Genomic DNA, 25,529 nt, shown 5'->3' with positions numbered 1-25,529 from the left:
GCGTCGGAGCGCCTACGATGGTTCGAGACCGTCTAGGGGAGCGTTGATCCGTGTCGATTCTGGAAAAGTTCCTTCGCGCCGGCGAGGGCCGCATGGTGCGTCGGCTGAAGGCCATCGCTGCCGCCGTCAACTCGATCGAGGACGACTACGTCAACCTCAGCGACGACGAGCTGAGCGCCATGACCGAGCAGTTCAAGGAGCGGCTCGAGGATGGCGAGACCCTCGACGACCTGCTGCCCGAGGCGTTCGCGGTGTGCCGCGAGGCCGCCTCGCGGGTGCTCGGCCAGCGCCCCTACGACGTCCAGGTGATGGGTGGCGCGGCGCTGCACTTCGGCAACATCGCCGAGATGAAGACCGGTGAGGGCAAGACGCTCACCTCGGTCATGCCGGTCTACCTGAACGCGCTCGCCGGCAAGGGCGTGCACGTGATCACGGTGAACGACTACCTGGCCGAGCGCGACGCCGCCTGGATGGGCCGCGTCCACGAGTTCCTCGGCCTGCGCGTCGGCGTGGTGCTGCCCAACCGGCCCGCCAGCGAGCACCGCGCGGCCTACGAGTGCGACATCACCTACGGCACGAACAACGAGTTCGGCTTCGACTACCTGCGCGACAACATGGCCTGGTCGAAGGACGAACTGGTCCAGCGCGGCCACTTCTTCGCCGTGGTCGACGAGGTCGACTCGATCCTGATCGACGAGGCGCGTACCCCGCTGATCATCTCCGGTCCGGCCGAGCACTCCGCCCGGTGGTACCAGGAGTTCGCCACGGTGGTGGCCCGGCTCCAGCCCGGCACCGACGGCGAGGGCGACTACGAGGTCGACTACGCCAAGCGCACCATCGCGATCACCGAGCGCGGCGTGGCCAAGGTGGAGGACCGCCTGGGCATCGACAACCTCTACGAGTCGGTGAACACCCCGCTGGTCGGCTACCTGAACAACGCGATCAAGGCCAAGGAGCTTTACAAGCGCGACAAGGACTACATCGTCAACGACGGTGAGGTCCTGATCGTCGACGAGTTCACCGGCCGCATCCTGCACGGCCGCCGCTACAACGAGGGCATGCACCAGGCGATCGAGGCCAAGGAGGGGGTGGAGATCAAGCAGGAGAACCAGACCCTGGCCACCATCACCCTCCAGAACTACTTCCGCCTCTACGAGAAGCTCTCCGGCATGACCGGTACCGCCCAGACCGAGGCGGGCGAGTTCAACAAGGTCTACAAGGTCGGCGTCGTGACCATCCCGACGCACCGGCCGATGGTCCGGCTCGACCGGCCCGACGTCATCTACAAGACCGAGAAGGCCAAGTTCAACGCCGTCGTCGAGGACATCGCCGAGCGGCACGAGCAGGGCCAGCCGGTGCTGGTCGGCACCGTCTCGGTGGAGAACTCCGAGATCCTGTCGCACATGCTGCGCCGCCGCGGCATCCCGCACTCGGTGCTGAACGCGAAGTTCCACGCCAAGGAGGCGGAGATCGTCGCGCAGGCCGGCCGCAAGGGCGCGGTCACCGTCGCGACCAACATGGCCGGCCGTGGTACGGACATCCTGCTCGGCGGCAACCCCGAGTTCCTCGCCGCGAACGAGCTGCGCCAGCGCGGGCTCGACCCGGTCGAGCAGCCGGAGGAGTACGCCAAGGCCCTGGAGGAGATCCTTCCGACCTGGAAGCAGGCGTGCGACGTCGAGGCGGAGGAGGTGGCCGCCGCCGGTGGGCTCTACGTGCTGGGCACCGAGCGCCACGAGTCCCGCCGGATCGACAACCAGCTGCGCGGTCGCGCCGGCCGGCAGGGTGACCCGGGCGAGTCCCGCTTCTACCTGTCGCTGCAGGACGAGCTGATGAAGCGTTTCCGGGCCGGCGCGGTCGAGGCGGTGATGGACCGCTTCAACATCCCCGAGGACGTGCCCATCGAGTCGAAGATGGTCACCCGCCAGATCAGGAGCGCCCAGGCCCAGATCGAGGGCCAGAACGCCGAGATCCGCAAGAACGTCCTCAAGTACGACGAGGTGCTGAACAAGCAGCGCCAGGTGATCTACGCCGAGCGCCTCCGGGTGCTCAACGGCGAGGACCTGTCCGACCAGGTCCGCAACATGATCGACGACGTGGTGACCGCGTACGTGGTCGGCGCGACGAGCGACGGCTACGCCGAGGACTGGGACCTCGAGCAGCTCTGGTCGAGCCTGAAGCAGCTCTACCCGGTCGGGATCACCATCGACGAGCTGGAGGAGGAGGTCGGTTCCCGCTCCGGCATCGACCAGGACTTCCTGCTCGCCCGCCTCAAGGAGGACGCGCACGCCGCGTACGACAAGCGTGAGGAGAACCTCGGCGAGGAGGCGGTACGCCAGCTCGAGCGCATGGTCCTGCTCCAGGTGATCGACCGTAAGTGGCGCGAGCACCTCTACGAGATGGACTACCTCCAGGAAGGCATCAGCCTGCGGGCGTACGCCCAGCGCGACCCGGTCATCGAGTACCAGCGCGAGGGCTTCGACATGTTCGCCTCCATGATGGACGGCATCAAGGAGGAGACGGTCGGCTTCCTCTACAACCTGGAGGTGCAGGTCGAGGAGGCGGAGCCGGAGGCCGAGGAGGTCGCACTGCTGGAGAAGCCGGTGGAGATCCGGGCCAAGGGTCTCAACCGCGCGCCGCAGCAGCAGGGCCTGCAGTACTCCGCGCCGTCGGTGGACGGCGAGGCCGGCCGGGGAGCCCCGGTGATCGAGCGGCCCGAGCAGCAGGCGCCGGCGCTCGGCATCGGCCAGCAGTCCTCGGAGCGCCCGGCCGCCTCCACGTCGCGCCGCACGCCGGGTGCGGCGGCCGGGGCGAGCGGCCAGGCGGTCGCGGCGAGCACCGCCCGGCGGGCCGCCCCGGGCCAGGTCGACGGCGGCGAGGGCCCGTCCCGTAACGCGCCCTGCCCGTGTGGCTCGGGCCGCAAGTACAAGCGCTGCCACGGTTCGCCCAACGGCGGCAACTGACCCCGAACGAGCGCCCCGACGGGCCCCGGCCTCCCGGCCGGGGCCCGTCCCCGTCCCCGCCCTCGCCCGTCCCCGCCCGCCCGACCTGCCCCGCGATCTTGCAGTTTCGGCCCTCATCGTGCCCGTTTCGTGCCGTTATCGGGGGACCGAAAGTGCAAGACGCTTCTATGTGTGTGGTGATCGGTTCGGCTGGTTGCCGTTAGGGTTCGGCATCGATGATCACTTGGGTGACTCTTCGTCGATCCGGCCGCTCGGTTTGCGGGTGTGTCTTGTGCAAGACCTGTCCCCGGGTGATCGTCGGCGCCGGCCCGGCCCACCCTGCTGGCCTGATCAGAAGCCTGCCCGTGCGAGCACACGTGGCCCATCACAGATCTGCCGCCGTGGTGACTGCTTCCCGAGCCGACGCCGACTGTCCCGGTCGTCGCTGGCTAAGGAGCAACAATCCGAGATGACAAGGATCGTAGAGCGAGTCGCGGATCGCTACGACGTGGTGGTAGGGGTCGATACTCACACCGACACGCACACCGCCGCCGTGGTCGACCGTCTCGGCGCCGTGCTGGCGCAGGTCACCGTGCCCACCGACCCGGACGGGTTGGCCCGGCTGCTGGCCTTCGCCGTCGCGCACACCCCACCGCAGGGGCGCCGGTTGTGGGCGGTGGAAGGAACCCGGGCGCACGGTCAAGGGCTGTGCCGGGTGCTGACCGCTGCCGGTGAAGCGGTCAGCGAGGCACCCAAACCCGCCGCCGCGTCACGCCGGCGGGGCGGCAAGTCCGACCACCTGGATGCGGTCGCCGCCGCCCATACGGTGCTTGCCCTGCCCGCTGAGCGCATCGCCGTGCCCCGAAGCGACGGACCACGCGAGGCACTGCGTCTGCTGCTGATCTGCCGCCGACACCACAGCGACACCCGCACCGCCACGATCAACCTGGTCAAAGCGTTGATCCTGACCGCCGACGACACCCTGCGCGAGGCGCTACGCGGGCTGTCCACCACCACCCAGATCGCCCGCCTGGCCGCCCTCGACCTACCCGAAACCACCGACCTGCCCTGCGAGGAACACACCCGCCGCCGCGAACTGACCACCCTCGCCCGGCACATCCAAACCCTCGACGCCACCCTCGCCGACAACCACCGGCGCCTCCGAACCCTCGTCACACACCTGTGCCCACCCCTGCTCGACCAACCCGGCATCGGACCCGTCACCGCCGCGATCGCCCTCACCGCCTGGTCCCACCCCGGCCGCGTCCGATCAGAAGCCGCCTACGCCACCCTCGCCGGCACCGCCCCCATCCCCGCAGCCAGCGGCCGCACCAACCGCCACCGCCTCAACCGCGGCGGCGACAGAACCCTCAACAGCGCCCTACACACCATCGCCCTCACCCGCCGCCGCATCCACCCCGAAACCCGCGACTACATCACCCGACGCCGCACCGAAGGCCGCACCACCAAAGAAATCACCCGCTGCCTCAAGCGCTACATCGCCCGACAGATCTACCGCACCATCACCAACCACCACCGCACCACTTGACAACCCCCACTCACAGATCGCCGCCGGTGGAGGCGCGGGTGTGGGCCGGAGATCCTCGTGCGGCTGGTTGCCGCGACGAGCCTTCCGTCAGGCGAGACTCACGTTCCGCGTGGTGGGATTGGCGAAGATCTTGGTACCAAATGGCCCCTCTGGGGGCCGTTTGGTACCAAGATCTCGCCGGGAGCCGGGAGCCGGGAGCCGGGAGCCGGGAGCCGGGAGCCGGGAGCCGGGAGCCGGGAGCCGGGAGCCGGGAGCCGGGAGCCGGGAGCCGGGAGCCGGGAGCCGGGAGCCGGGAGCCGGGAGCCGGGAGCCTGCGTCCGCTCACGGATCGGCTCGGGTGGCCGCGTCACGTCCAGCCAGGTCCGCGGGCGACGACGAGGGCTCAGAGGACGTCGAGGACGAGGCACAGCCAGGCGCCTCGGCGGCGTTCCAGGCGTATCGCGACGGCCCAGCTCGCGCCACCGGCGCCGGCGAACACGGCGGTGGCCTCGACCGCACCCGCTCGGGGTTCGCAGACCCGCAGGCGCCGCAGCAGCAGGGCTGGCCGGGCGGTACGGCGGCGGACCGGGGTCACCCGGCGGGCCGCCCGGGTCAGCTCGGCCGCGACCGGGCCGGCCGACTCGGGCACGCAGAGCGGCCGGAGCTGGCCGGGTGGCCGGAAGCCGTTGACGATCTCCAGGAAGGTGCGGACGAACCGGTGCGCGGCCCGGGCTCCCTCGGGCGTGGCGGACGCGAGGGCTGACGCGGGGGTGCCGGTCCAGCGTGGCCAGGCGGCCGCCGGGTCCGGGGCGCGGCCGGCGGGGCGTGCGGGGGCACCTCGGCGCGGATCGGTCAGGTCGAGGGTGAGCTGCCCGATGGGACTCCACAGCGGCTCCTCGTCGACGCAGGGCGGGTCGAGCGGCGGGGCGGGCCGGAGACGGACCGGCGGGCGGGGTGCGCGGGGACGGCGGGTGTCGACCATCTCAAATCCTTGCGTTTGCCTTCGTTTGCCTCCGACAGCTCTCATCTTCCCGGACGTGTGTGACGGTCGTCAATGGCCCACGGTCAGCGGGGAGTCACTCGTCGTCCCGGTCGCCGAGCGGGTTTCCGCGTACCCACTCGGCGGTCTCGGCGTACTTGCGCTCGATGTATTCCTCCAGCCGGGCGCGCTCGACCCGCCACTGGCCCCGGCCGCCGATCTTGATCGCGGGCAGTTCGCCGCTGCGGACCATGTGGTAGACCTGCGAGTCCGAGACGTTCAGCTCGGCGGCGACGTCGGACAGCAGCAGGAACCTCGACTCCACGGTGACTCCCGGGGTTGATTGCGTTTGCTTAAGTTTGCCATCACCGGGTGACGTCGCCGCGTGCCCGTTCGGGAGACACACCGGCGGGAGACTTCACCCGCGCCGGTGCCGGGTGTATGACGGTCTCGGCGTACGGCATGATCGGCGCCCGGAGTCGGCGTCCGCCGACGATCGGCCTGAATGTGGGAGTGACCGGTGACCGACGAGCTTGTCCGGGTGTACCTGCCGGCGACCGTTCCCATGCTCGCCCGGCTGCGCGAGGAGGGGCTGAGCGCCGAGGCGGCGCACGCCGTGACCCCGGAGCTGCGCGAGTGGTACGCCGAGGGCGACGAGGAGGAACTGGAGTACGTGGCCTTCACCCGGGCCGCCCAGGACGCGCTGCTCCTGCTCCGGCACGACCCCGCCGCGCCCCGACGACGGGTGGTGGTCTCGGCCGACCTGCCGGCCCGTGCGGTCGGGCGGGTCGGCGGCGAGCTGGGGTCGAGCGTGGTCCGGCCGGCCGGGCCGGTGCCGGTGAAGTCGGTCGCCGCGCTGCACGTGGACGGCACGGACGCGGTCGAGGACGTGGCCGCCGCCGTCGACGTGGTGGTGGAGGCCCAGGCCGGCGACCCGGACGCCCAGTTCACCGTCGACGGCGCCGAGGACCACGAACTGGAGTGGTACGACGTGACCGAGCTGGACCTGCTGCTGCGCGGGGCCGGCTGACGTCAGGCCGTGGGCTCGCCCTCGTCGTCGTCCTGCGGGCGCGGGTCGAGCGTGCGTCCGAAGACGATGAGCGTGGTCAGCGCGCCGACGAAGAGCACCCAGATCCCGTTGTCCACCCGCGAGGTGCCGAGCGCGGTCTGCGCCACCTCGTCGGCCTCGCTGAGCGCTGCGGCCAGGTCGAGCAGCCCGCGCCCGCCGATCCGGATGATCACCTCGGTGAGCAGCAGGAGCAGGCCTGCGCCCGCTCCGGCCACCAGGTACGCCGGCCAGCGCAGCGGCGACGCCACGCCGTCGCGGCGCTCCGCCCGGCGCCGGGACCAGGTGAGATAGAGGTACGCGGCCAGGCCGGCGAGGAGTCCGGCGAGCAACGATTCGGTACGCGAGACCCACTTCGCCGCGTCGAGCACGGACTGCTGGGTCTCCCCGGCGCCGAACAGGTCGGAGAGCGGGTCGCGGGCGCGGCTGAACAGCACCACGAAGATCTGCGCGGTGAGGGTCGCGAGGGTGATCGCGCCGACCACCCGGGCCTGGCGCGCGCCGGCCATCGCCCCGCCGATGATCGCGGCTGCCGCAGCGGTGCCGGCGATGGTGTTCGTGGTGGCGTTGTCCGCGTACGTCAGGTTGATCGCCACCGCGGTGACGAGCCCGACCAGGAGGCCGGTGCCGACGGCGGCCAGGAAGCGGAGCGTGGCGCGGCCCAGCCGGTTGGTCGCGAGCAGGGCGACGGTGGCGCCGGTGACGAGCGCCGCGGTGATGACGCCGGGCAGCGCGTACGCGGAGAGACTGATCGCGGTGACGCCGGCAGCCGTGGAGTGGATCGCCTCGCGGGTGGACCAGAGCATGGCGGCGAGCCAGCCGATCGAGACCAGGGCGAGCGCGACGGCACCGGGGGCGAACTCCGGGCGCCCGGTCGAGGCGGCCTCGTCCGTGGTCGCCTCGCCGGCTGACGGCTCGACGGCCTCGGGCTCGTCCGTCTCCGCGGCCGCGGAGCTGCCGGGCTGGTTGCTCATCGTCTCCCCTTCGACGGTCGCCGGATCGCCCCGCGCCGGGCCGGGCAGGTCACCGGTCATCCAGCGTACGCGGCGTGCCGCCGCTGCTCGGGCGGGCGGGGCTCGGGTCGCCCTCGGACGACGCGCGCCGAAGGATCAACGACGTGTTGTCGCGTACTCCGATGTTTCGTCGGTTGTGGGTGGGCTGCGGCCGAAGGTCCGGAGACGGCCGGGCTGTCCGGTGTATCGGGCAGGCGCGTCCCGCGGGGCCGCCTCGTGACAGAATCGGGCCAGGTCCCGCCGCCGCCCCACCCCGCGGTGTCCGGCGTCCGGCCACCCGGCCGGCGCCCGCGGGTCCGGTTTCGCCGTCGCCGTCGAGATCGCCAGGAGCCTGAGATGGACGCCGTGTTCTCCGTACCCGAGCCGCTCAACGAGCCGGTGCATAACTACGAGCCCGGCAGCGCCGACCGGGAACGGCTCCAGCGGCGGCTGGCTGAACTGGCCGCCGAGCGGATCGAGCTGCCGATGACGATCGCCGGCGAGCGGCGAATGGCCGGCGGCGCGTCGATCGACGTGGTGCAGCCGCACAAGCACGCGCACGTCCTCGGCGTCACCGGGCACGCCACCCACGACGATGCCCGCGCCGCCGTGCAGGCCGCCAAGGACGCCGCCCCGATGTGGCGCGCGCTGCCGTTCGAGGAGCGGGCCGCGATCTTCCTGCGCGCGGCCGACCTGCTGGCCGGCCCCTGGCGGGACACGCTCAACGCGGCCACCATGCTCGGTCAGTCCAAGACCGCCGTCCAGGCCGAGATCGACTCGGCGTGCGAGCTGATCGACTTCCTCCGCTTCAACGTGCACTTCGCCCGGCGGCTCCTGGCCGAGCAGCCGCTGTCCTCGTCCGGGGTCTGGAACCGCCTCGACCACCGGCCGCTGGAGGGCTTCGTCTACGCGATCACCCCGTTCAACTTCACCGCGATCGCCGGCAACCTGCCGTCCGCGCCGGCCATGCTCGGCAACACGGTGGTCTGGAAGCCGTCCCCGACGCAGCAGTTCGCGGCGCACTTCACCATGCGCCTGTTCGAGGCCGCCGGCCTGCCGCCCGGCGTGATCAACATGGTCACCGGGCGCGGCGAGGAGGTCTCCGAGGTGGTCCTCGCCGACCCGGATCTCGCCGGCATCCACTTCACCGGCTCGACGAAGGTGTTCCAGCACCTGTGGAAGACCGTCGGCGACAACATCGCCCGCTACCGGGGCTACCCCCGGCTGGTCGGCGAGACCGGCGGCAAGGACTTCGTGGTGGCGCACACCAGCGCCGACGTGGACGCGCTGCACACCGCGCTGATCCGGGGCGCCTACGAGTACCAGGGGCAGAAGTGCTCGGCCGCCTCGCGGGCGTACGTCCCGCGGTCGATCTGGGAGGGTGGGCTGCGCGACCGGCTCGCCGCCACCGCCGACTCGCTGACCTACGGCGACGTGACCGACTTCAGCAACTTCGGCGGCGCGGTGATCGACGACAAGGCGTTCGGCCGGCACACCGCCGCGCTGGAGCTGATCAAGGGTGACGACTCCTGCCGCATCCTGGCCGGGGGCACCGCCGACGACTCGGTCGGCTGGTTCGTCCGGCCGACGCTGTTCGAGTGCTCCGACGCCGCGCACGAGACGTTCACCACCGAGTACTTCGGGCCGATCCTCGGCGTGCACGTCTTCGACGACGCCCGCTTCGACGAGGTGGTCGCCCAGGCCGAGTCGATCGCGCCGTACGCGCTGACCGGGTCGATCTTCGCGACCGATCGCCGGGTGGTCGACCAGGTGGCGGAGAAGATGCGGTACGCGGCGGGCAACTTCTACATCAACGACAAGCCGACCGGCGCGGTGGTCGGGCAGCAGCCGTTCGGCGGCGCCCGGGCCAGCGGCACCAACGACAAGGCGGGTTCCTGGCACAACCTGGTCCGCTGGATGTCGCCGCGGACGATCAAGGAGACGTTCGTTCCGCCGACCGATCACGGCTACCCGCACATGGGCTGAGGCACTCGCCGGAGGGCCCGTCCCGGCCGGGGCGGGCCCTCTTCCTCATCCGACAGTGCACATCGGACCCGTCATCGGGTGCCGAAATGAGCAAATCCTGGACGCCAGAGCCGACAAAGTGGCAGCTTAGAGGGCATGGCGGAATCCGGAGTCAACCCGACGGCAGCAGCTCTGCTCGGTCTGCTGCACGACGGCCCGATGACTGGCGGCCAGTTGATGGCCGCCGCTGAGCGCCGGCTGGCGCCGTACTGGTCGATGACCCGCAGTCAGGTCTACCGGGAGCTGCCGGTCCTGGCCGAGAAGGGTCTGGTGCGTCTCGGTAAGCCCGGGCCGCGGATGAGCCAGCCGTACGCGCTGACGGCGGCCGGGAAACGGACATTCTCCCGCTGGCTGGCGGAGAATCCCGGCAAGGACACCATCCGTAACCCGATAGCGCTACGGATCGCGTTCGGCAACCTGCACTCGTCGAGCCAGCTCAAGAACCTGTACGCCTCGGCGAACGAGTACCACACCGAGGCCCTGGCGGCGGTGCGGGAGCAGGTCAAGAACGCCAAGAAGGAAGGCGACAGCTACGACGCCAGCGCGCTGGAGTTCGCCGTCGCCTACCACAAGGCGGCGCTGTCCTGGCTGAAGACCGCGCCGGTCGGCTGACCACCTGCAACAGGTTGACGGAACGACGCAGTAGTCTTGTCTGTCGTGACCGCTGCCGATTACGCCGAACAGCTCAAGGAACTCGACGCCACGCTGCGCAACATCGAGGCTGTGCTCGACCTCGACAAGCTGCGCGAGCAGAAGGCCCGGCTGGAGCAGGAGGCCTCCGCGCCCGACCTCTGGGACGACCAGGCCAAGGCGCAGCAGGTGACGTCGCAGCTGTCGTACGTCAACGGCGAGATCACCAAGCTCGGTGACCTGCGCTCCCGGCTCGACGACGCCGGGGTGTTGCTGGAGCTGGCCCAGGCCGAGGACGACCCGGGCGTGCTGACCGAGGTCGAGTCGGAGATCGCCGGGCTGACCAAGGCCATCCAGGAGATGGAGGTCCGCACGCTGCTCTCCGGCGAGTACGACTCGCGGGAGGCGCTCGTCGCGATCCGGGCCGGCGCCGGTGGCGTGGACGCCGCCGACTTCGCCGAGATGCTGCTGCGGATGTACCTGCGCTGGGCCGAGCGGCACGGCTACCCGACCGAGGTCTACGAGACCTCGTACGCCGAGGAGGCGGGCCTGAAGTCGGCCACCTTCACGGTGAAGGTGCCCTACGCCTACGGCACGCTGAGCGTGGAGTCCGGCACGCACCGGCTGGTGCGGATCAGCCCGTTCGACAACCAGGGCCGCCGGCAGACCAGCTTCGCCGGGGTCGAGGTGCTGCCGGTCACCGAGCAGACCGACCACATCGACATCCCGGAGAACGAGGTCCGGGTGGACGTCTACCGGTCCTCCGGGCCGGGTGGGCAGAGCGTCAACACCACCGACTCGGCGGTGCGGCTGACCCACATCCCCACCGGCATCGTGGTGACCTGCCAGAACGAGAAGTCCCAGCTGCAGAACAAGGCCTCCGCGATGCGGGTGCTCCAGGCCCGGCTGCTGGAGCGCAAGCGGCAGGAGGAGGAGGAGAAGCTGGCCGGCCTGAAGACCGGCAGCACCAGCTCCTGGGGCGACCAGATGCGCTCGTACGTCCTGCACCCGTATCAGATGGTGAAGGATCTGCGTACCGAACAGGAGACGGGCAATCCGTCCTCGGTCTTCGACGGTGACCTGGACAGCTTCATCGAGGCGGGAATCCGCTGGCGGAAGCAGCAGCAGCTCAGCGCTGACAGTGCGTGATCACGATTGGACGCAGCGCGTCATCGATCTCGGTCTGACCGGGTAAATCGATGACGCGCACCGCTTCTGCGGGGCGTGGGGCTTGGCTCTGCGGTTACACCGCGTAGACTACCGACCCGTGATTCAGCTTGAGCAAGTGACGAAGACGTACCCGAAGGCGTCCCGGCCTTCGCTCGACAACGTGTCCGTCTCGATCGAGAAGGGCGAGTTCGTCTTCTTCATCGGTCCATCCGGCTCCGGCAAGTCCACCATCATCAAGTTGCTGCTGCACGAGGTCACGCCCAACAAGGGCCGGGTCGTCGTCAACGGCAAGGACGTCACGTCGATGCGTTCCTGGAAGCGACCCCACTTCCGGCGTTCCATCGGCTGCGTCTTCCAGGACTTCCGGTTGCTGCCGAACCGCACCGCGTACGAGAACGTGGCGTTCGCGCTGGAGGTGATCGGTAAGACGAAGGCGGTCGCCCGCCGGGTCGTGCCGGAGGTGCTGGAGCTGGTCGGTCTCGGCGGCAAGGAGCACCGCTACCCGCACGAGCTGTCCGGTGGTGAGCAGCAGCGTGTCGCGGTGGCCCGGGCGTTCGTCAACCGGCCGCTGATCCTGCTGGCCGACGAGCCGACCGGAAACCTGGACCCGGACACCTCGATCGAGATCATGCGCCTGCTGGACCGGATCAACCGCACCGGCACGACCGTCGTGATGGTCACGCACGACTCCAACATCGTGAACCAGATGCGGCGCCGGGTCATCGAGATCGAGAGCGGCCGCATCGTGCGCGACCAGGCCCGGGGCGTCTACGGCTGAGCCGGACGACGTTCCGTAGACCCTGACGACGAAACCTCACGCCGGAGAGCCGGAGGATATCCCGATGCGGATGAAGTACGTCCTGTCCGAAGTACTGGTCGGGCTGTGGCGCAACGTCACCATGACCATCGCCATGATCATCACAATGGCGGTGTCGCTGTTCATGCTGGGCGGCAGCGGCCTTCTCTACCAGAAGGTCGGCGACATGAAGGACCTCTACTACGAGAACGTCGAGGTCTCGATCTTCCTGAAGACCGATGCCACCAAGGAACAGGTCGACGCGCTGGGTCAGCAGCTCGGCCAGGACCCGCTGGTCAAGGACTCGACGTACGTCAACAAGGAGCAGGCGTACGAGCGCTTCCAGCAGATGTACGCCGACGCCCCGGACCTGGTCAGCGCCGTCAAGCCGGACCAGCTTCCCGAGTCGTACCGGGTGAAGCTGAACGACCCGGAGCAGTACAAGGCGATCTACGACAAGTACAAGGCCACCGAGGGCATCGACACGATCGTCGACCAGAGCAAGCTGCTCGACAAGGTCTTCGGCGTGCTGAGCGGCTTCCAGAACGGAGCGCTGGCGATCGCCACCGTGATGGCCATCGCCGCCCTGCTGCTCGTCGCGAACACCATCCAGGTCGCCGCCTACAGCAAGCGGCGTGAGGTGGCGGTCATGAAGCTCGTCGGCGCGTCGAACTGGTTCATCCAGGCGCCGTTCGTGCTGGAGGCGGTGGTGGCCGGTCTGTTCGGCTCCATCCTCGGCCTGCTCGCGTTGATCGGGGTGAAGGTGGTGGCGGCCGGCAGCTCGATGGCCGCCCTGGAGGGCCTGATCACCCCGATCTCCTGGTCCGAGATCTTCCTGACCTTCCCGCTGATGGCCGCCGTCGGTGGCGTGGTCAGCGCGGTCACCGCCTGGGTCACGCTCCGCTTCTACCTGCGGGTCTAGTCACCTCGTACGGCTCACCGAGGGCCCTTCCGCGCCGGAATAAACGGCGCGGAAGGGCCCTTGTGGTTCCGGTAGCATGATCTCCGCTCGCCGGCCGGTGGCCGGCGAGTCGATCAGGAAGGGGGTGGCGCCGATGCCACGGGAAAAGGGTCGCAAGGTGGTCGCCTCCAACAAGAAGGCACGCCACGACTACGCCATCCTCGACACGTACGAGGCGGGCATGGCGCTCACCGGCACCGAGGTCAAGTCGCTGCGGGCCGGGCGGGCGTCGCTCGTGGACGCGTTCGCCCAGGAGCGCGACGGCGAGATCTACCTGCACGCCATGCACATCCCGGAGTACGCGCAGGGCACCTGGACCAACCACGAGCCCCGGCGCACCCGCAAGCTGCTGCTCAACCGGATCGAGATCGACCGGCTGCTGGGCAAGCTCAAGGAGAGCGGCCTGACGCTGGTGCCGTTGCAGGTCTACTTCTCCGACGGCTGGGCGAAGGTGGAGATCGGCCTGGCCCGGGGTAAGAAGTCGTACGACAAGCGCCAGGACCTGGCGAAGCGGGACGCCGCCAAGGAGATCGCCCGGGCGGTGGGCCGGCGCGGCAAGGGCATGGCTGAGTGATTCGTCCGGTTCGTCCGGTAGTCCGCGTCGGGTGGGCCTCGGGATGAAACCGGTTGCGCCAGGCGTTAGGCTTGGTGTGCTGCCGACAGGGGCAGCGCTACGAGGGGGTGACTGGTTTCGACTTCGTACGCAGCGACAGGGGAAGCGAGCCGAGGAAGCCGACGTCGTCTCGAGAATCGGTCGTCGGAAACCAATAAGCGCCAAGAACAATCGCGCTGACTTCGCTCTCGCCGCCTGAGGCGAGTAGCAAGTCTGTCGGCCTGGGAGCGCCTTCGACCCAGTTAGCCGGCATCAGCTAGAAGGCTGGCCAATCGGACCCGGTCGCGGGGTCCGTGCGGCGAGATCAATCAGCGACTGGGCCCGTCACACCAACTTGCTCGCGTGAGCGGTGGGGCCGAGTAGAGGCACAGCGAGCTGCGCTCGGAGAAGCCCTGACAAACCGGCGAAGGACCCGGGTTCGATTCCCGGCACCTCCACCACACAGACTGTGCGCCCCGTCCACCCGGACCGGGGCGCACAGTCGTCTGAGGCTCCTGGGCCCTCTGTGGCCGCTGGGGCCAGAGGGACAGATGAGGCGGCGCCGACCGCTGGACAGCGCCGGAAACCGGGTCCACCATCGCCATACGGGTTCGCACCCAGCAGCGGGAGGTGTCCCATGGTCACCAGTCCGATCCAGCAGCCGACCGCCGTGCTCCCGAGCGCCTCCGGTGACCTGCGCGCCCTCGGGCGGGCGCTGGCCATAGCCGGGCCGCGTTGGCGGGAGCGACTTCTCACCGATCTGGACCCCGTCCGGCGGGGGTTCACCGAGCACGTCCGCGTCACCGAGGGAGCCGGCGGCCACTACGCCGACCTGGTGCGCGCCGCGCCACGCCTGGACCGGGGCGTACGCCTGCTCGTCGGCGAGCACGCCGCGATCGGCGCGGCGCTCGCCGCGCTCCAGCACGCCGTACGCCTGCCCGGGGTGTCCGCCGCGGAGGTGCGGGCGCGCACCCGCGACCTGCTGCGTGCGCTCGACCGGCACCGGCGGCACGGCGCGGACCTGCTCTGGGAGGCGTACCAGGCCGATCTCGGCGGCGAGGACTGAGCGCGGAACCGTCCGGGACCGGCTCGCGTCCAAGAGGTATGCGTCGTGTGCTCGCCCTGCTCGGGATCCCGTTGCTGGCCCTCTCCGCCTGCGCCACGCCCGGCGCCGCTCCCGTCCGGACGCCGCCCACCGGCCCGGACCAGCGCCCCGCGTTCACCGAGCGGGCGCAGGAGGTGGCCGCCGGCTGGCGACCCGTGCCGGGCTGGCGCGACGGGTACGTGCCGCTTCAGGAGCCGACGGTGCTCACCGGCGACCCGGGCGCCAGCGACGAGGCGAAGACGGCGTTCAGCGCCGGCTGGTACCGGGACCAGATCCCGATCCCGGCCGCCGTACCGAAGGACGGCACGATCCGGTTCCCCGACGGCACACTGCGGGTGCCGCTGGTGAGCGCCGCCGACGCGTACGCCCAGCTCCGTCAGGGCGACCCACCGCCGTGCGACGGGCGGCCGGCGGCGCCGGACCCGGCACCGACCGGGCGGCCCGGCCCGAACGACCCGGTGTCGACGTCGGCGCCGACGCCGTGCGTCGCGCTCACCGTGACCGGGGTACGGCTGGGCAGCGCGCCGATGTGGACCAGCCGAGGGCGTGCCGAGGTGCCCGCCTGGCTGTTCACAGTGGACGAGCTGGCCGTACCCGTGGCGCGGGTCGCTGTCGCGCCGCGCGTGACCGGCCGGGTTCCCGGCGGCGCGGTGCCCGGCACGCCGCTCCCGGCGGGCCTGGTGTCCGCGCAGCAGCTGCGGGCGGTCGAGGGCAACCGCATCGACTACGTGCTCGGCGTCGGCGCCTGCGACAGTCCGCCCACCCCGCTCGTGCTGGAACGGCCGGACGTGGTGGTGATCGGCGGCGCCGTGGTCTCGCCCACCGGCCCGTGCACCATGCAGCTGGTGATGAAGCCGGTGAGCGTCACGCTCGCCGCGCCGGTGGGCGGGCGCGTGGTGCTCGACGCCGGCAGCGGCGCCCCGCTGATCGTCCAGCCCGGCTGAGCCTGAATCCACCGGTGGTTGGTGAGATGGGCGTGTCGGTGCGTGGGATTGACTGTTGCTGATGGGTGGGAGTGCTGGGCAGGGTAGGTCTGCCGGTCTGCCCGGCTTGCTCCGTGGTCCTGGTCGTGGTGGTCGGTGTTGGTGTGGTCAGCCGGCGGGTGGGGGCAGGCTGCGGATGCGGTGCAGGGCGTTGAGGAGCGTGTCGGCCCAGGGCCAGGCGCGGGGTAGGTGCAGGTGGAGGCGGCGGGCGGTGCGGGTGAGGCGTGCGCCGACGGTGTAGATCTTGCGGCGGATGGTCTTCGCCGTGACGCGGGGCAGGCCGAGGCCGAGGCGGGCGGTCCAGCGGGTCAGGTTGTGGGCGATGGTGTTCAGGACCAGCCAGGCGGCGTTGCCGCCGAAGCTTTTGGTGGGCAGGTGGGCCAGGCCCATGCCGTGTTTGAGGTCGCGGATGGCCAGTTCGACTTCGGCGTGGCGGCGGTGGTCGGCTTCCAGGTCGAGCATCGGTCCGTCGCGGTCGGTGATGAACGGGTGGTAGTCGTAGACGGGGAACAGTGCCTGCTGGGTGGCGCGGCCGGTGTTGCGGGCCAACGCGTCGGTGCAGGGGGTGCGGCGCACGATCAGCCGGACCGGGGCCGGGTCGGGTCGGTCGTGGCCGCGGGTGTCCTGGGTGAACGGGGTCCAGGCGATCTCGGTGACGGCGGCGCCGGGTAGGAAGTAGTCGATCGGGGTCCACGCGTCCTCGTCGATGGCGGGGATGACGTGCTTCAGGTTGCCGATCATGCGGGCGCCGATGGAGAACCGCACCCCGGCGGCCCGGCAGGCGGCGACCACGTCGTGCAGGTAGAACCCGGAGTCCATCCGCAGAACCAGTTCCCCGGCTGCGCCGGCGGCCCGCATACGGCCGATGGTCTCCTTGATGAACACCGGCGCGGCGGTGGCGTCGTTGGACCGGCCCCTTCGCAGCCGGGCGTGCGCGACGTCGCCGGTGCCGGCGATCACCGCGAGCAGAGGGTGATAGCCCCGCCGGCCAGTGCGCATCACCTCCCGCGCGCCGGCCTTGCCCAACCCGAACGTCTCACACAGCGTGGAGTCGATGTCCACCGTCACCGACTCGGTCAGGCCAGGTGACGCCCCCACGGTCACCGCCCGGGCCAGCAACCGACGGGCGACCACATCGAGTTGCCGGGCGTGATTGAACCCGAACGCCCGCAGAAACGACCCGACCGTCGAGGGCGCCGCCACCCGGTGACCTAGAACCGCCTGGGTCGACCCCGCCCGCAACGCGGCCACATCATCGATGCAGTCCCCACCGGCCAGCAGCGAGTGGATCACCGTCAGGCACTTGTCGTCCGGATGTGCGCCCAGACTGCCCGGCACCGTCACATGCTCCCGCAACAGCCCCGGCAGACCCAGCCGCTGCCCCAACGACGCCGCCACCAGCAGACCCGCATCCGACACGGCATTACCGTCATCCGCGCTGACAACGAGCCGATCCAAGCTGTGCGATGCTGACACCACGAGGGTGCTCCTTGCGTAGGTGAATCATTGGTGTGGTAACCACGATTTTCCCTGCTCAGGAAGCACCCTCACTCGTTCAACACGCCCTACCCCGACCACACCCCGGTGGATTCAGGCTGAGGCTCACAGGATCCGTGGCACGTCGGTGCTGATCGGCACCGGCAGCACCGTCGGCCGGTCCGCGGTGAGCGCCGCCTCCAGTGCCGCGCCGAGCCCGTCGAGCGTGGTCACCTCACCGGCGCAGCCGTAGCCGTGCCCCACCGCCGTGACGTCCAGTCCCGGCAGGTCCAGCGCCGGCACACCGGGGGTGTGCTTCAGCTCGGCGAACGCCTTCAGGATCGCGTACTGCTGGTTCACCGGGACCACGACGGCGAGCGGCAGTCGCAGCCGCGCCGCCGTCCACAACGCCTGCACCGAGTAGTGGAACGAGCCGTCGCCGACCACCGCGACCACCGGGCGGCCACGCCCGGTGTCGCGTTCGGCGAGCGCCATGCCGACCGCCGCCGGCAGCCCGAAGCCGAGGCCGCCGCTGGCCATCGTCAGGTACGAGCGCGGCCGCTCGATCGGCAGCCGGCGGCGCAGCGCGGCGAGGTTGGACGGCGACTCCTGCACCAGCACCCCGTCCGCCGGCCACGCGTCCGCCAGCGCGGCGAACAGCGCGTCGGCGCTCGGCGGGTCGGTCGGCTCCGGCGGGGCCGGTTGCGGGCGCGGTGACGGCGCGGCGCGGTCGGTCGGCGGCAGCAGCTCGCACAGCGCTGCCATGGTCAGCCCGGCGTCGCCGAGCAGGCTCTCCCCGACCGGGGCGCGGGCCGCCTCGTCCGGGTCGTCGGTGACGTGCAGCAGCCGCGCGTCGCCGGGCAGGTAGTCGCCCGGCACATGCGGGTAGTACCGGAACACCGGCGCGCCCACCACCAGCACCACGTCGTGGCCGCGCAACGCCTCCGACAAGGGCCCGATCGCGTACGGCAGCACGCCCCGGAAGTGCGGATGCCGTTCGGGGAACACGGCCCGCTCCGGCGCCGGGGCGGCCCAGACCGGCGCGGCCAGGCGCTCGGCCAGCGCGACCGCCTCCGGCCAGGCGTCCGACCGGTCCACCGCCGCGCCGAGCACCAGCGCCGGAGCGCGGGCAGCGGCCAGCGCCTCGGCGAAGCCGCGCAGCCGGTCCGGGTCCGGCGCGATCCGGGTGGCGACGGTACGCACCTGCGGCGGCGGATCGGCCGGGCGGTCCCAGTCGTCCATCGGCAGGGAGAGGAACACCGGCCCGGCCGGGGGTTGCACCGCCGAGGCGTACGCCCGCATGAAGGCCGCCGGGATGTCCTGCGCGCGGGCCGGTTCGTGGGCCCACTTGACGTACGGCTGGGCCAGCTCGACCGCCCGCGGGCTGGCCAGGCGCGGCTCGATCAGCAGCATCTCGCGGATCTGCTGGCCGGCGCTGACGATCAGCGGGGTCCGGTTGTGCCAGGCGGTGACCAGGTTGCCCATGCCGTTGCCGGTGCCCGGAGCGGTGTGCAGGTTGACGTGCGCGGGCCGGCCGGTGCCCTGGGCGTAGCCGTCGGCCATCGCGACCGCCGACGCCTCCTGGAGCGCGTGCACGTAGTGGAAGTCGGCCGGGAACTCCTGCAGGAACGGCTCCTCGGTCGAGCCGGGGTTGCCGAAGACAGTGGTCAGGCCGAGTGCGCGCAGCAGGTCGTAGGTCGCCTCCCGCACCGTCGCCATCGCCGGCTGCCTCCGTTCCACGCGCGGATGCCGGAGACGGCCCGGTGCCCTGTCCCCCGACCAGCCGAATCTATCGGGCCGAAGCCGGCTTTTCGGGCGCTTCCCGCGCTCAGGGCAGCGGGAACGGCAGCTTGATCCCGTCCAGCGCGTTCCCGCACTCGCACTCCCGCTCGGCCGGCAGCGCCGCGACGGCGTCCAGCAGCAGCCCGCGCAGCCGGTCGGTGTTCTCCGCGAAGACCCGGAACACCTCCTCGTGGGTGACCGACTCGCCCGCCTCGACGCCCGCGTCCAGGTCCGTCACCAGCGCAATGGACGTGTAGCAGAGGGCCAGCTCGCGGGCGAGCACCGCCTCCGGGTGGCCGGTCATGTTGACGATCGTGCCGCCCATCGAGGCGAACCAGCGTGACTCCGCTCGGGTCGAGAAGCGCGGACCCTCGACCACGACCACCGTCCCGCCGTCCACCGCCGGTACGCCCCGCCCGGCCGCCGTGTCCAGCAGCGTGCGCCGCCCGGCCGGGCAGTACGGATCGGCGAACGAGACGTGCACCGCACCCCTGTCGTAGTACGTCTGCGTGCGCCCGCTGGTGCGGTCGATCAACTGGTCGGGCACCACGAACGTCCCCGGACCCAGCTCCGGCCGCAGGCCGCCCACCGCGCAGGGTGCCAGCACCTGGCGTACGCCCAGCGACCGCAGCGCCCACAGGTTCGCCCGGTACGGGATCAGGTGCGGCGGGTAGCGGTGATCGCGCCCGTGGCGGGGCAGGAACGCCACCCGCCGACCGCCCACCTCGGCGACGGTGATCGGACCCGACGGCTCGCCGTACGGGGTGTCCACCACGTGCTCCACCCCGTCGAGCAGGGCGTAGAGACCCGACCCGCCGATCACCGCCAGTTCGGCCTGCGCCGCCATCCGGCCCTCCCTCGATCCGTCGCGATCACCCGCCGTCAGACCTTAACCAGCGGGCCGGACGCAGGCTATGGTGCGTGACATGGCGTTGACAGGGTGGACGGTCGACAGCCTCGGGCCCGTACGGGCACACGGCTGACGGGTGTCGGAGATGCAGGGTGAGGGGCAGGCGATCGGTGGCCGAGCCATGGAGTCGATGACCGGACGACTGCTGGTCGCGACACCCGGGCTCAAGGATCCGAACTTCGACCGTACGGTCGTGCTGCTCGTCGCCCACGAACCCGGCGGCGCCCTCGGGGTGGTGCTGAACCGGGCCACCGAGGTCTCGGTGGCCGACGTGCTCGGCGACTGGAGCGACCTGGCCGGCGACCCGGCGGTGCTGTTCGAGGGCGGCCCGGTGCAGCCCGACTCGGCCATCTGCCTGGCCCGCATGCGACACCCCGTCCGCCCGGTCAAGGGCTTCCACCGCGTCTCCGGCGCGGTCGGCACCATCGACCTCTCGGTCGACCCGGAGAAGCTGCGCGAGGCCGTCGGCGGGATCCGGGTGTTCGCCGGCTACTCCGGCTGGGGTGCCGGGCAGGTGGAGCGTGAGATCGAGGAGGGCTCCTGGTTCGTGTTCGACGCCCTGCCCGGTGACGCCTTCGTCGACCGGCCGGATGATCTCTGGCCGATGGTGCTGCGCCGGCAGGGCGGCATGATGGCGGCGGTGGCCCACTTCCCGCCGGACGTGGCACTGAACTGAGTCGGGTGCGGGGCACCCCCGCGAGATGACCATGCCGGGCGGCGTGTGTATAGTTCTCTCCGTGCCCGGGCGACCGGGGACGACCGCAAGGGGCCGTGGCGCAGCTGGTAGCGCACCACACTGGCAGTGTGGGGGTCAGGGGTTCGAGTCCCCTCGGCTCCACCCTTAGCGATCAGGGCGTCTGTCGGAAGCGGCGGGCGCCCTTCGTCGTCTCTGGAACCGGGTGCAGGAAAGCCGGTTCGCCTCGTTCCGTTGCACGTCTTCCTCCCCTCCTCCCTCGCGCCGAGGGCTTGACACTGCCTGTCCGTCGATGGATGCTACGTTCAACGTAATAGGAGGGCGCGATGGTAGGCCTCTCTGACCTTGGACGATTCTCCGAACCGGCTCTTCTTATCTTGATCAGCCTTGCCGCCGGCCCGGCGCACGGCTACGCCATTCAGCGAGATATCGCCGAGCTGACCAGTGAGCGCCCAGGACCTGGGACCCTGTACGGTGCAATCCGCCGTCTCGAGGAACATGGCTATATCGAGGCCCTGCCCGCGCTTGAGCGACGTAAGCCCTATCAGCTGACGACCGCGGGTCGGGAGGCGCTCGGCGTCGAGCTGCGGCGCATGCGGTCAGTGGCAGCACGAGGCCTGACTCGTCTGGGGTTGGCGTGATGCTGGCCGTTCGACGAGCTTCTATGGTGCGCCTGGCGTTGGCGATGTATCCGAAGGCTGTTCGTGAGCGTTACGGCGAGGAGATCGCCGAGTTGTTGACCGAATCGTCCAGGCCGGCGCGCGACCTTGCCGACGTCGCGTGGTGTGCCCTCATCGAGCAGGGGAGCCTTATGTCCGTGCCACAGTCGCGCTCGCGCGTACCCAGGGCGGCCGGTGTGCTGGTTGTTCCACTGGTGCTCGGCGTGGCGCTGCTGATTGCTGCGTCCGTCAGCATCCTTGTCGTGGCCACCATCGACGGGGGTGCCAGTCAGGCGGTCGTTGCCTCGGTGACTGCGCTCGGCGTCGTGCCGGTGATCGCCGCCGCCGCCTGGCTGGGGTGGCGGGTGAGCCGGGAGCCATCAATGTCGCGCTGGCTGTGGATCGTTCCGGCTCTACTTGCCTCCGGCATCCTCGCCCTGTCGTCGGTTCCCATTGTGGGGGAGGCTCTCGGAGAAGCCAGGCTGGCCGTCGCCGCCGCTACCGTCTCGTGGGGACTGCTGCTGACCGCACTGGTGATGGTCGTGGCGCGACTCACGCCACGACTTCCGTGGTCCTTCGTCCTTCTTGCGATGGTCATCGCAGGAATCGCCGTATTGGATTTGACTTTTGTCGCCTACGCTGCCTTCGACTCGACGGATGGCGCACCGGCGTCCTACTGGTGGTATCCGATGACCCTGGCGGCATACGACTTCGGTTCGCCCGGCGCCGCCGCGGACCTGGCTGAGCAACTCAAGGGCCTTCCCGCTTTGCTTACCACCTGTACCGCATTCACCTTGTCTCTCGCGGGTGCCATTGCTCGTCGTGTTCCGCGTACCACGCCTGTCCCTGCGGTGAGATGATTCGGATTTTTCGGACCATCGAAAAAAATGACTACTGATCGTACGGGCGGGGCAGCGCAGCGAAGCATGCGCATGCGAAAATCTCTCGTGGCGCTCTGAGATCCAGATCGCCGTCACGGGAGGATGCACATGTCTGTTATCAAGTTCCGATCCGCTCCATCGTTGGTGGCGCTGGCCGCTGTCGCCTCGCTGGGGACGGCGGTCCTCGGTGGCCCTGCCTCGGCCGCCCCCTCTGCGCCGCTTCCGGCGTCCTCGGACGACGTTCAGCCGATGGTCGTGGGCGGAGACGTTATCCGGCATGACAGCATCCAGGGCCTGGTCATCGCCAAGGGCCTCAGCTTCAGCCCGAATGGGCAGGGCGGCAACTGCGATGTCTGGAACAAGAACGCTGGCTCGACCTACAACTACCTGGACAGCAACAACAACTGCACAACTGCCAGCATGAACGGCCGTACTTACAGTTGGACCGTCTGGAACGACACCGATGTCTTCACGATGCAGAGCGAGGCGTACTGGGTGCAATCCCGCGACGGCTCCTGGCGTCGAGTGGGCGCTAACGTCTACACCCGGATTCAGGACAACGAGAATGCTCACTGCTACCGCGAATCAGACGGCGTAAATTGCTACGTCTCGCTCGGCTGATCTGAGGGTCGTCGCAGCTGGCCGGCAAAATCGTCGACCAGCTGCGACGCTCACCCGGCGCATTTGCTTATCGCTGATACGCTCCCGGCGACCTGTCGGAAATGGGCTTGACGGTTGCGGAAATTCAGCACTTGTCCTGTCGATTGCGTCCATGGCCTGACGAAGGGCCGGTCGCTGAACGGCGCGGGCCGGAGTTGGCCGATGATCCCTACTGGCTGCGCCGAGCATGTCGCAATCCTGCCGGAGGGGAGCGGGGGCGACGTTGCGGCGGAGATGCTGGCCAGCGTCGGCCGAATGTCGGATCAGCGGGCATGCCCTGCAGAGGATGATCATGAGGTCCTACGCGAGGGAGAGTACCGTGAACGACGCCATCCGCATCCGACAGGCCGGCCCGGACGACGCGGCCGTGGTGGACGCCCTGGTCCGGGAGATCGCTGCCCACGAGGGCGAGAGCGAGCACGTCGGCACCAGCCCTGACCGGTGGCGTGAGGTGCTCGGCCGTGCCGACGTGACGGTCCTGCTGGCCGAGCGGGACGGCGAGGTGCTCGGCTACGTCTCCGCGCAGCGGCGCCTGCACATGTGGAGCGGTGAGGACATCCTCGCGCTCGACGACCTGTTCGTCCGCGCCGAGGCGCGGGACGGCGGCGTGGGGCGGCACCTCATGGTCGCGCTGGCCGAGCGGGCCGCCGCCGACCGGCTCGTCATCCGCTGGGAGGTGAAGCCGGAGAACGAGGCCGCGCAGCGCTTCTACCGCCGGCTCGGCGGGACGCTCTTCCCGAAGGTGGTCGTCCGCTGGCTGCCGGAGAGCTACCTGCCGCTGACCGAAGACCGGTCGTAGCAGACTGGCCGGAGCCGTTTCCGCCGGCCCGAGCGGCTCAACCGGTCGCCCGGCCCGCGAGCACCAGCGCCCAGCACAACGCGCCGAACCCGGCAGTGCTCGCCAGCGTCCGGACCACGTTCCAGGTGACCCAGGCGGACTCGAAGCGCTCCCGCGCCGCACCGAGATCCGCCGTGCCGGCCGCCGCGAGCGCGTCGTTCAACGGCACGTTCAACGCCACGGTGACGACGAACATCACCAGGTACAGGGCCAGCCCGGCGATGATCCACGGCAGCGCCGGCCTGGTCGCCCCGCGCCACGCCAGCACCGCCGCGAGCGCTGCGAGCACCGGCGTACCCAGGAACGCCAGCAGGAACCAGCCGTTGACGATGGTGACGTTGATGCGCTGCATCGCGTCCACGAACGTGCGGTCGTCCGCGCCGCGCAGCGCCGGCATCACGGCGTACGCGAACGCGGCGAACAGGCCCGCCATCAGCCCGGCCCCGACTGTGGCGCCGACCAGCGTCAGTTGTTGTACGAGTCGCATGTCCTCATCGAACCGCCGCGCGGTGAGACGGCCCATGGTCAGGACGCGCGATCCTGTGTTCAATCGTCTCGTGGACGCCGTCTCCGGCCTGCTCGACGGTCCCCGGGCGCGGGGCGCCTTCCTGCTGCGCTCGATCCTCACCCCGCCCTGGTCGATGCTGATCCGGGACGAGGCGCCGCTCACGCTTGTCGCCGTGGTGCGGGGCGACGGCTGGATCGTGCCGGAGGAGGGTGACGCCGCGCGGCTGACCGCCGGTGACGTGGCGATCGTGCGCGGGCCGGCCCCGTACACCGTGGCGGACGATCCGGCCACGGCGCCGCAGGTAGTGGTGCACCCAGGTCAGCGCTGCACCACGCCGGACGGGCGTGAGCTGTTCGCGATGACGCGGTGGGGCGTACGCACCTGGGGCAACGGGCCGGACGGCCGGACCGTGCTGCTCACCGGCACGTACCCGGTGCGGGGGACTGTCGGGCGGAGGCTGCTGGACGCGCTGCCGCCGCTCGCGGTGGTGCGGCGCGAGTCCTGGGACACACCGCTGGTGCCGCTGCTGGCCGCGGAGATCGTCAAGGACGACCCCGGCCAGGAGGCGGTGCTGGACCGCCTGCTCGACCTGCTGCTCATCGCCGCGCTGCGGGAGTGGTTCGCCCGGCCGGGCGCCGCCGCGCCCGCCTGGTACCGGGCGTACGCCGATCCGGTGGTCGGCCGCGCGCTGCGGATGCTGCACCAAGACCCGGCCCGGCCGTGGACGGTGGCGTCGCTCGCCGTGGAGGTGGGGCTGTCCCGGGCGGCGCTGGCCCGGCGCTTCACCGCGCTGGTCGGTGAGCCGCCCATGGCGTACCTGACGGGCTGGCGGCTGGCGCTCGCGGCCGACCTGCTCCGCGAGCCCGGCGCAACCGTCGGCGCGGTCGCCCGCCGGGTCGGCTACGGCTCTTCGTTCGCCCTGAGTGCGGCGTTCAAACGCCGGTACGGCGTGAGCCCGCGCGGCCACGTCGACCCGGATAGATTGACCGGATGACTGTCGACCTGTTCGCCGGCATGCCGATCCGCGATCTCGCCGTGTCGACGGCCTGGTACGAGCGGTTGCTCGGCGCGCCGCCGCAGTTCCTGCCGAACGACCACGAGGCGGTGTGGGAGCTGGCCGAGCACCGGTACCTCTACATCGAGGTGCGGCCCGGGCACGCCGGGCACGCCATGCAGACGGTCTTCGTCGACGATCTCGACTCCCGCGTCGCGGCGATCGCCGACCGTGGTCTGACGCCGTCCTCGCGGGAGACCTACGACAACGGCGTCCGCAAGGTGATCTTCCACGACCCGGACGGCAACGAGATCGGCTTCGGCGGCGGCCCGGCCTGACCGGGCCGGCCGGGCAGCGGAGA

General features: G+C 70.6%; 24 protein-coding genes, 1 tRNA gene, 1 other RNA gene and 2 pseudogenes. 21 read left to right on the top strand and 7 right to left on the bottom strand.

Annotated features, from left to right (window positions below; all coding sequences use genetic code 11):
• Positions 1-50 precede the first annotated feature (50 nt).
• The 3 genes and pseudogenes from secA to O7607_RS07495 form a co-directional block, all read left to right on the top strand.
• Positions 51-2,703, top strand: a pseudogene (gene secA, locus O7607_RS07500) (preprotein translocase subunit SecA); the annotation flags it as partial.
• Between the two features lie 107 nt (positions 2,704-2,810).
• A pseudogene (locus tag O7607_RS30560) lies at positions 2,811-2,960 on the top strand (SEC-C metal-binding domain-containing protein); the annotation flags it as partial.
• Positions 2,961-3,408: 448 nt separating this feature from the next.
• A complete protein-coding gene (locus O7607_RS07495) occupies positions 3,409-4,488 on the top strand; it encodes an IS110 family transposase (RefSeq protein ID WP_269702002.1) in 1,080 nt (359 codons plus the stop codon).
• A gap of 382 nt (positions 4,489-4,870) precedes the next feature.
• On the opposite strand, the gene O7607_RS07490 is transcribed toward O7607_RS07495, so the two are convergent.
• Positions 4,871-5,449: an Rv3235 family protein gene (locus tag O7607_RS07490; protein WP_269702000.1), complete on the bottom strand. Its 579-nt coding sequence runs from the start codon at positions 5,447-5,449 to the stop codon at positions 4,871-4,873.
• Between the two features lie 94 nt (positions 5,450-5,543).
• Positions 5,544-5,771, bottom strand: a complete 228-nt coding sequence (locus O7607_RS07485) for a helix-turn-helix domain-containing protein (protein ID WP_269701998.1) — start codon at positions 5,769-5,771, stop codon at positions 5,544-5,546.
• 195 nt (positions 5,772-5,966) lie between these two features.
• On the opposite strand from O7607_RS07485, the gene O7607_RS07480 reads away from it, so the two are divergent.
• On the top strand, positions 5,967-6,476 hold the full coding sequence (locus tag O7607_RS07480; RefSeq protein WP_269701996.1) for a DUF6912 family protein: 510 nt from the start codon (positions 5,967-5,969) through the stop codon (positions 6,474-6,476).
• A 2-nt stretch (positions 6,477-6,478) separates the two neighbouring features.
• Here O7607_RS07480 and O7607_RS07475 read toward each other — a convergent pair whose 3' ends face one another.
• Positions 6,479-7,486, bottom strand: a complete 1,008-nt coding sequence (locus tag O7607_RS07475; RefSeq protein WP_269706910.1) for a hypothetical protein — start codon at positions 7,484-7,486, stop codon at positions 6,479-6,481.
• A 375-nt stretch (positions 7,487-7,861) separates the two neighbouring features.
• Here O7607_RS07475 and pruA point away from each other — a divergent pair, with 375 nt between their 5' ends.
• From pruA to O7607_RS07430, 9 genes are all read left to right on the top strand, one after another.
• The gene (pruA, locus tag O7607_RS07470) at positions 7,862-9,490 is read left to right on the top strand and encodes an L-glutamate gamma-semialdehyde dehydrogenase (RefSeq protein ID WP_269701995.1); all 1,629 of its coding nucleotides are present in this window, start codon (positions 7,862-7,864) and stop codon (positions 9,488-9,490) included.
• Positions 9,491-9,625: 135 nt separating this feature from the next.
• Positions 9,626-10,141: a PadR family transcriptional regulator gene (locus O7607_RS07465; protein ID WP_216932198.1), complete on the top strand. Its 516-nt coding sequence runs from the start codon at positions 9,626-9,628 to the stop codon at positions 10,139-10,141.
• A gap of 45 nt (positions 10,142-10,186) precedes the next feature.
• Positions 10,187-11,308: a peptide chain release factor 2 gene (prfB, locus tag O7607_RS07460; protein ID WP_128137586.1), complete on the top strand. Its 1,122-nt coding sequence runs from the start codon at positions 10,187-10,189 to the stop codon at positions 11,306-11,308.
• A gap of 118 nt (positions 11,309-11,426) precedes the next feature.
• Positions 11,427-12,107 (top strand): cell division ATP-binding protein FtsE, encoded by a 681-nt coding sequence (ftsE, locus tag O7607_RS07455; RefSeq protein WP_013284225.1) that lies wholly within the window; start codon positions 11,427-11,429, stop codon positions 12,105-12,107.
• A gap of 64 nt (positions 12,108-12,171) precedes the next feature.
• Positions 12,172-13,047: a permease-like cell division protein FtsX gene (gene ftsX, locus O7607_RS07450; protein WP_091418746.1), complete on the top strand. Its 876-nt coding sequence runs from the start codon at positions 12,172-12,174 to the stop codon at positions 13,045-13,047.
• A gap of 133 nt (positions 13,048-13,180) precedes the next feature.
• On the top strand, positions 13,181-13,660 hold the full coding sequence (gene smpB / locus O7607_RS07445) for an SsrA-binding protein SmpB (protein ID WP_030501421.1): 480 nt from the start codon (positions 13,181-13,183) through the stop codon (positions 13,658-13,660).
• Between the two features lie 103 nt (positions 13,661-13,763).
• Positions 13,764-14,139, top strand: a transfer-messenger RNA (tmRNA) gene (ssrA, locus tag O7607_RS07440).
• A gap of 176 nt (positions 14,140-14,315) precedes the next feature.
• Positions 14,316-14,744, top strand: a complete 429-nt coding sequence (locus O7607_RS07435; protein ID WP_269701988.1) for a hypothetical protein — start codon at positions 14,316-14,318, stop codon at positions 14,742-14,744.
• Positions 14,745-14,782: 38 nt separating this feature from the next.
• Positions 14,783-15,727: a hypothetical protein gene (locus O7607_RS07430; RefSeq protein WP_269701986.1), complete on the top strand. Its 945-nt coding sequence runs from the start codon at positions 14,783-14,785 to the stop codon at positions 15,725-15,727.
• Positions 15,728-15,874: 147 nt separating this feature from the next.
• Here O7607_RS07430 and O7607_RS07425 read toward each other — a convergent pair whose 3' ends face one another.
• The 3 genes from O7607_RS07425 to O7607_RS07415 all read right to left on the bottom strand — a co-directional run bounded on the left by O7607_RS07425 (position 15,875) and on the right by O7607_RS07415 (position 19,871).
• Positions 15,875-17,242: an IS1380 family transposase gene (locus O7607_RS07425; RefSeq protein WP_269706888.1), complete on the bottom strand. Its 1,368-nt coding sequence runs from the start codon at positions 17,240-17,242 to the stop codon at positions 15,875-15,877.
• Positions 17,243-17,368: 126 nt separating this feature from the next.
• A complete protein-coding gene (gene mdlC / locus O7607_RS07420) occupies positions 17,369-18,961 on the bottom strand; it encodes a benzoylformate decarboxylase (protein WP_269701984.1) in 1,593 nt (530 codons plus the stop codon).
• Between the two features lie 109 nt (positions 18,962-19,070).
• A complete protein-coding gene (locus O7607_RS07415; RefSeq protein WP_269701983.1) occupies positions 19,071-19,871 on the bottom strand; it encodes an S-methyl-5'-thioadenosine phosphorylase in 801 nt (266 codons plus the stop codon).
• A gap of 148 nt (positions 19,872-20,019) precedes the next feature.
• Here O7607_RS07415 and O7607_RS07410 point away from each other — a divergent pair, with 148 nt between their 5' ends.
• The 6 genes from O7607_RS07410 (at position 20,020) to O7607_RS07385 (ending at position 23,627) form a co-directional block, all read left to right on the top strand.
• Positions 20,020-20,610, top strand: a complete 591-nt coding sequence (locus tag O7607_RS07410) for a YqgE/AlgH family protein (protein ID WP_018787607.1) — start codon at positions 20,020-20,022, stop codon at positions 20,608-20,610.
• Between the two features lie 89 nt (positions 20,611-20,699).
• Positions 20,700-20,772 (top strand) — tRNA-Ala (locus O7607_RS07405).
• Between the two features lie 182 nt (positions 20,773-20,954).
• Entirely contained in the window at positions 20,955-21,269 is a 315-nt protein-coding gene (locus O7607_RS07400) for a PadR family transcriptional regulator (RefSeq protein WP_269701981.1), read from the top strand.
• 23 nt (positions 21,270-21,292) lie between these two features.
• On the top strand, positions 21,293-22,147 hold the full coding sequence (locus O7607_RS07395) for a hypothetical protein (RefSeq protein WP_269701979.1): 855 nt from the start codon (positions 21,293-21,295) through the stop codon (positions 22,145-22,147).
• 162 nt (positions 22,148-22,309) lie between these two features.
• Positions 22,310-22,789, top strand: a complete 480-nt coding sequence (locus tag O7607_RS07390; RefSeq protein WP_269701977.1) for a hypothetical protein — start codon at positions 22,310-22,312, stop codon at positions 22,787-22,789.
• Between the two features lie 358 nt (positions 22,790-23,147).
• Complete coding sequence (locus O7607_RS07385) at positions 23,148-23,627, top strand: GNAT family N-acetyltransferase (protein ID WP_269701975.1); 480 nt, start codon at positions 23,148-23,150, stop codon at positions 23,625-23,627.
• 37 nt (positions 23,628-23,664) lie between these two features.
• On the opposite strand, the gene O7607_RS07380 is transcribed toward O7607_RS07385, so the two are convergent.
• A complete protein-coding gene (locus tag O7607_RS07380; protein ID WP_269701973.1) occupies positions 23,665-24,153 on the bottom strand; it encodes an anthrone oxygenase family protein in 489 nt (162 codons plus the stop codon).
• A 70-nt stretch (positions 24,154-24,223) separates the two neighbouring features.
• Between O7607_RS07380 and O7607_RS07375 the strand changes: the two genes are divergently transcribed.
• Entirely contained in the window at positions 24,224-25,168 is a 945-nt protein-coding gene (locus tag O7607_RS07375) for an AraC family transcriptional regulator (protein WP_269701972.1), read from the top strand.
• Positions 25,165-25,506 (top strand): VOC family protein, encoded by a 342-nt coding sequence (locus tag O7607_RS07370; RefSeq protein ID WP_269701971.1) that lies wholly within the window; start codon positions 25,165-25,167, stop codon positions 25,504-25,506. Before O7607_RS07375 ends, O7607_RS07370 begins: the two co-directional genes overlap by 4 nt.
• Positions 25,507-25,529 lie beyond the last annotated feature (23 nt).

Source organism: Micromonospora sp. WMMA1949, from assembly GCF_027460145.1.
Lineage (GTDB): Bacteria > Actinomycetota > Actinomycetes > Mycobacteriales > Micromonosporaceae > Micromonospora.
The sequence above is the reverse complement of the archived record's forward strand: the minus strand, read 5'-3'. Positions and strand labels throughout refer to the sequence as shown.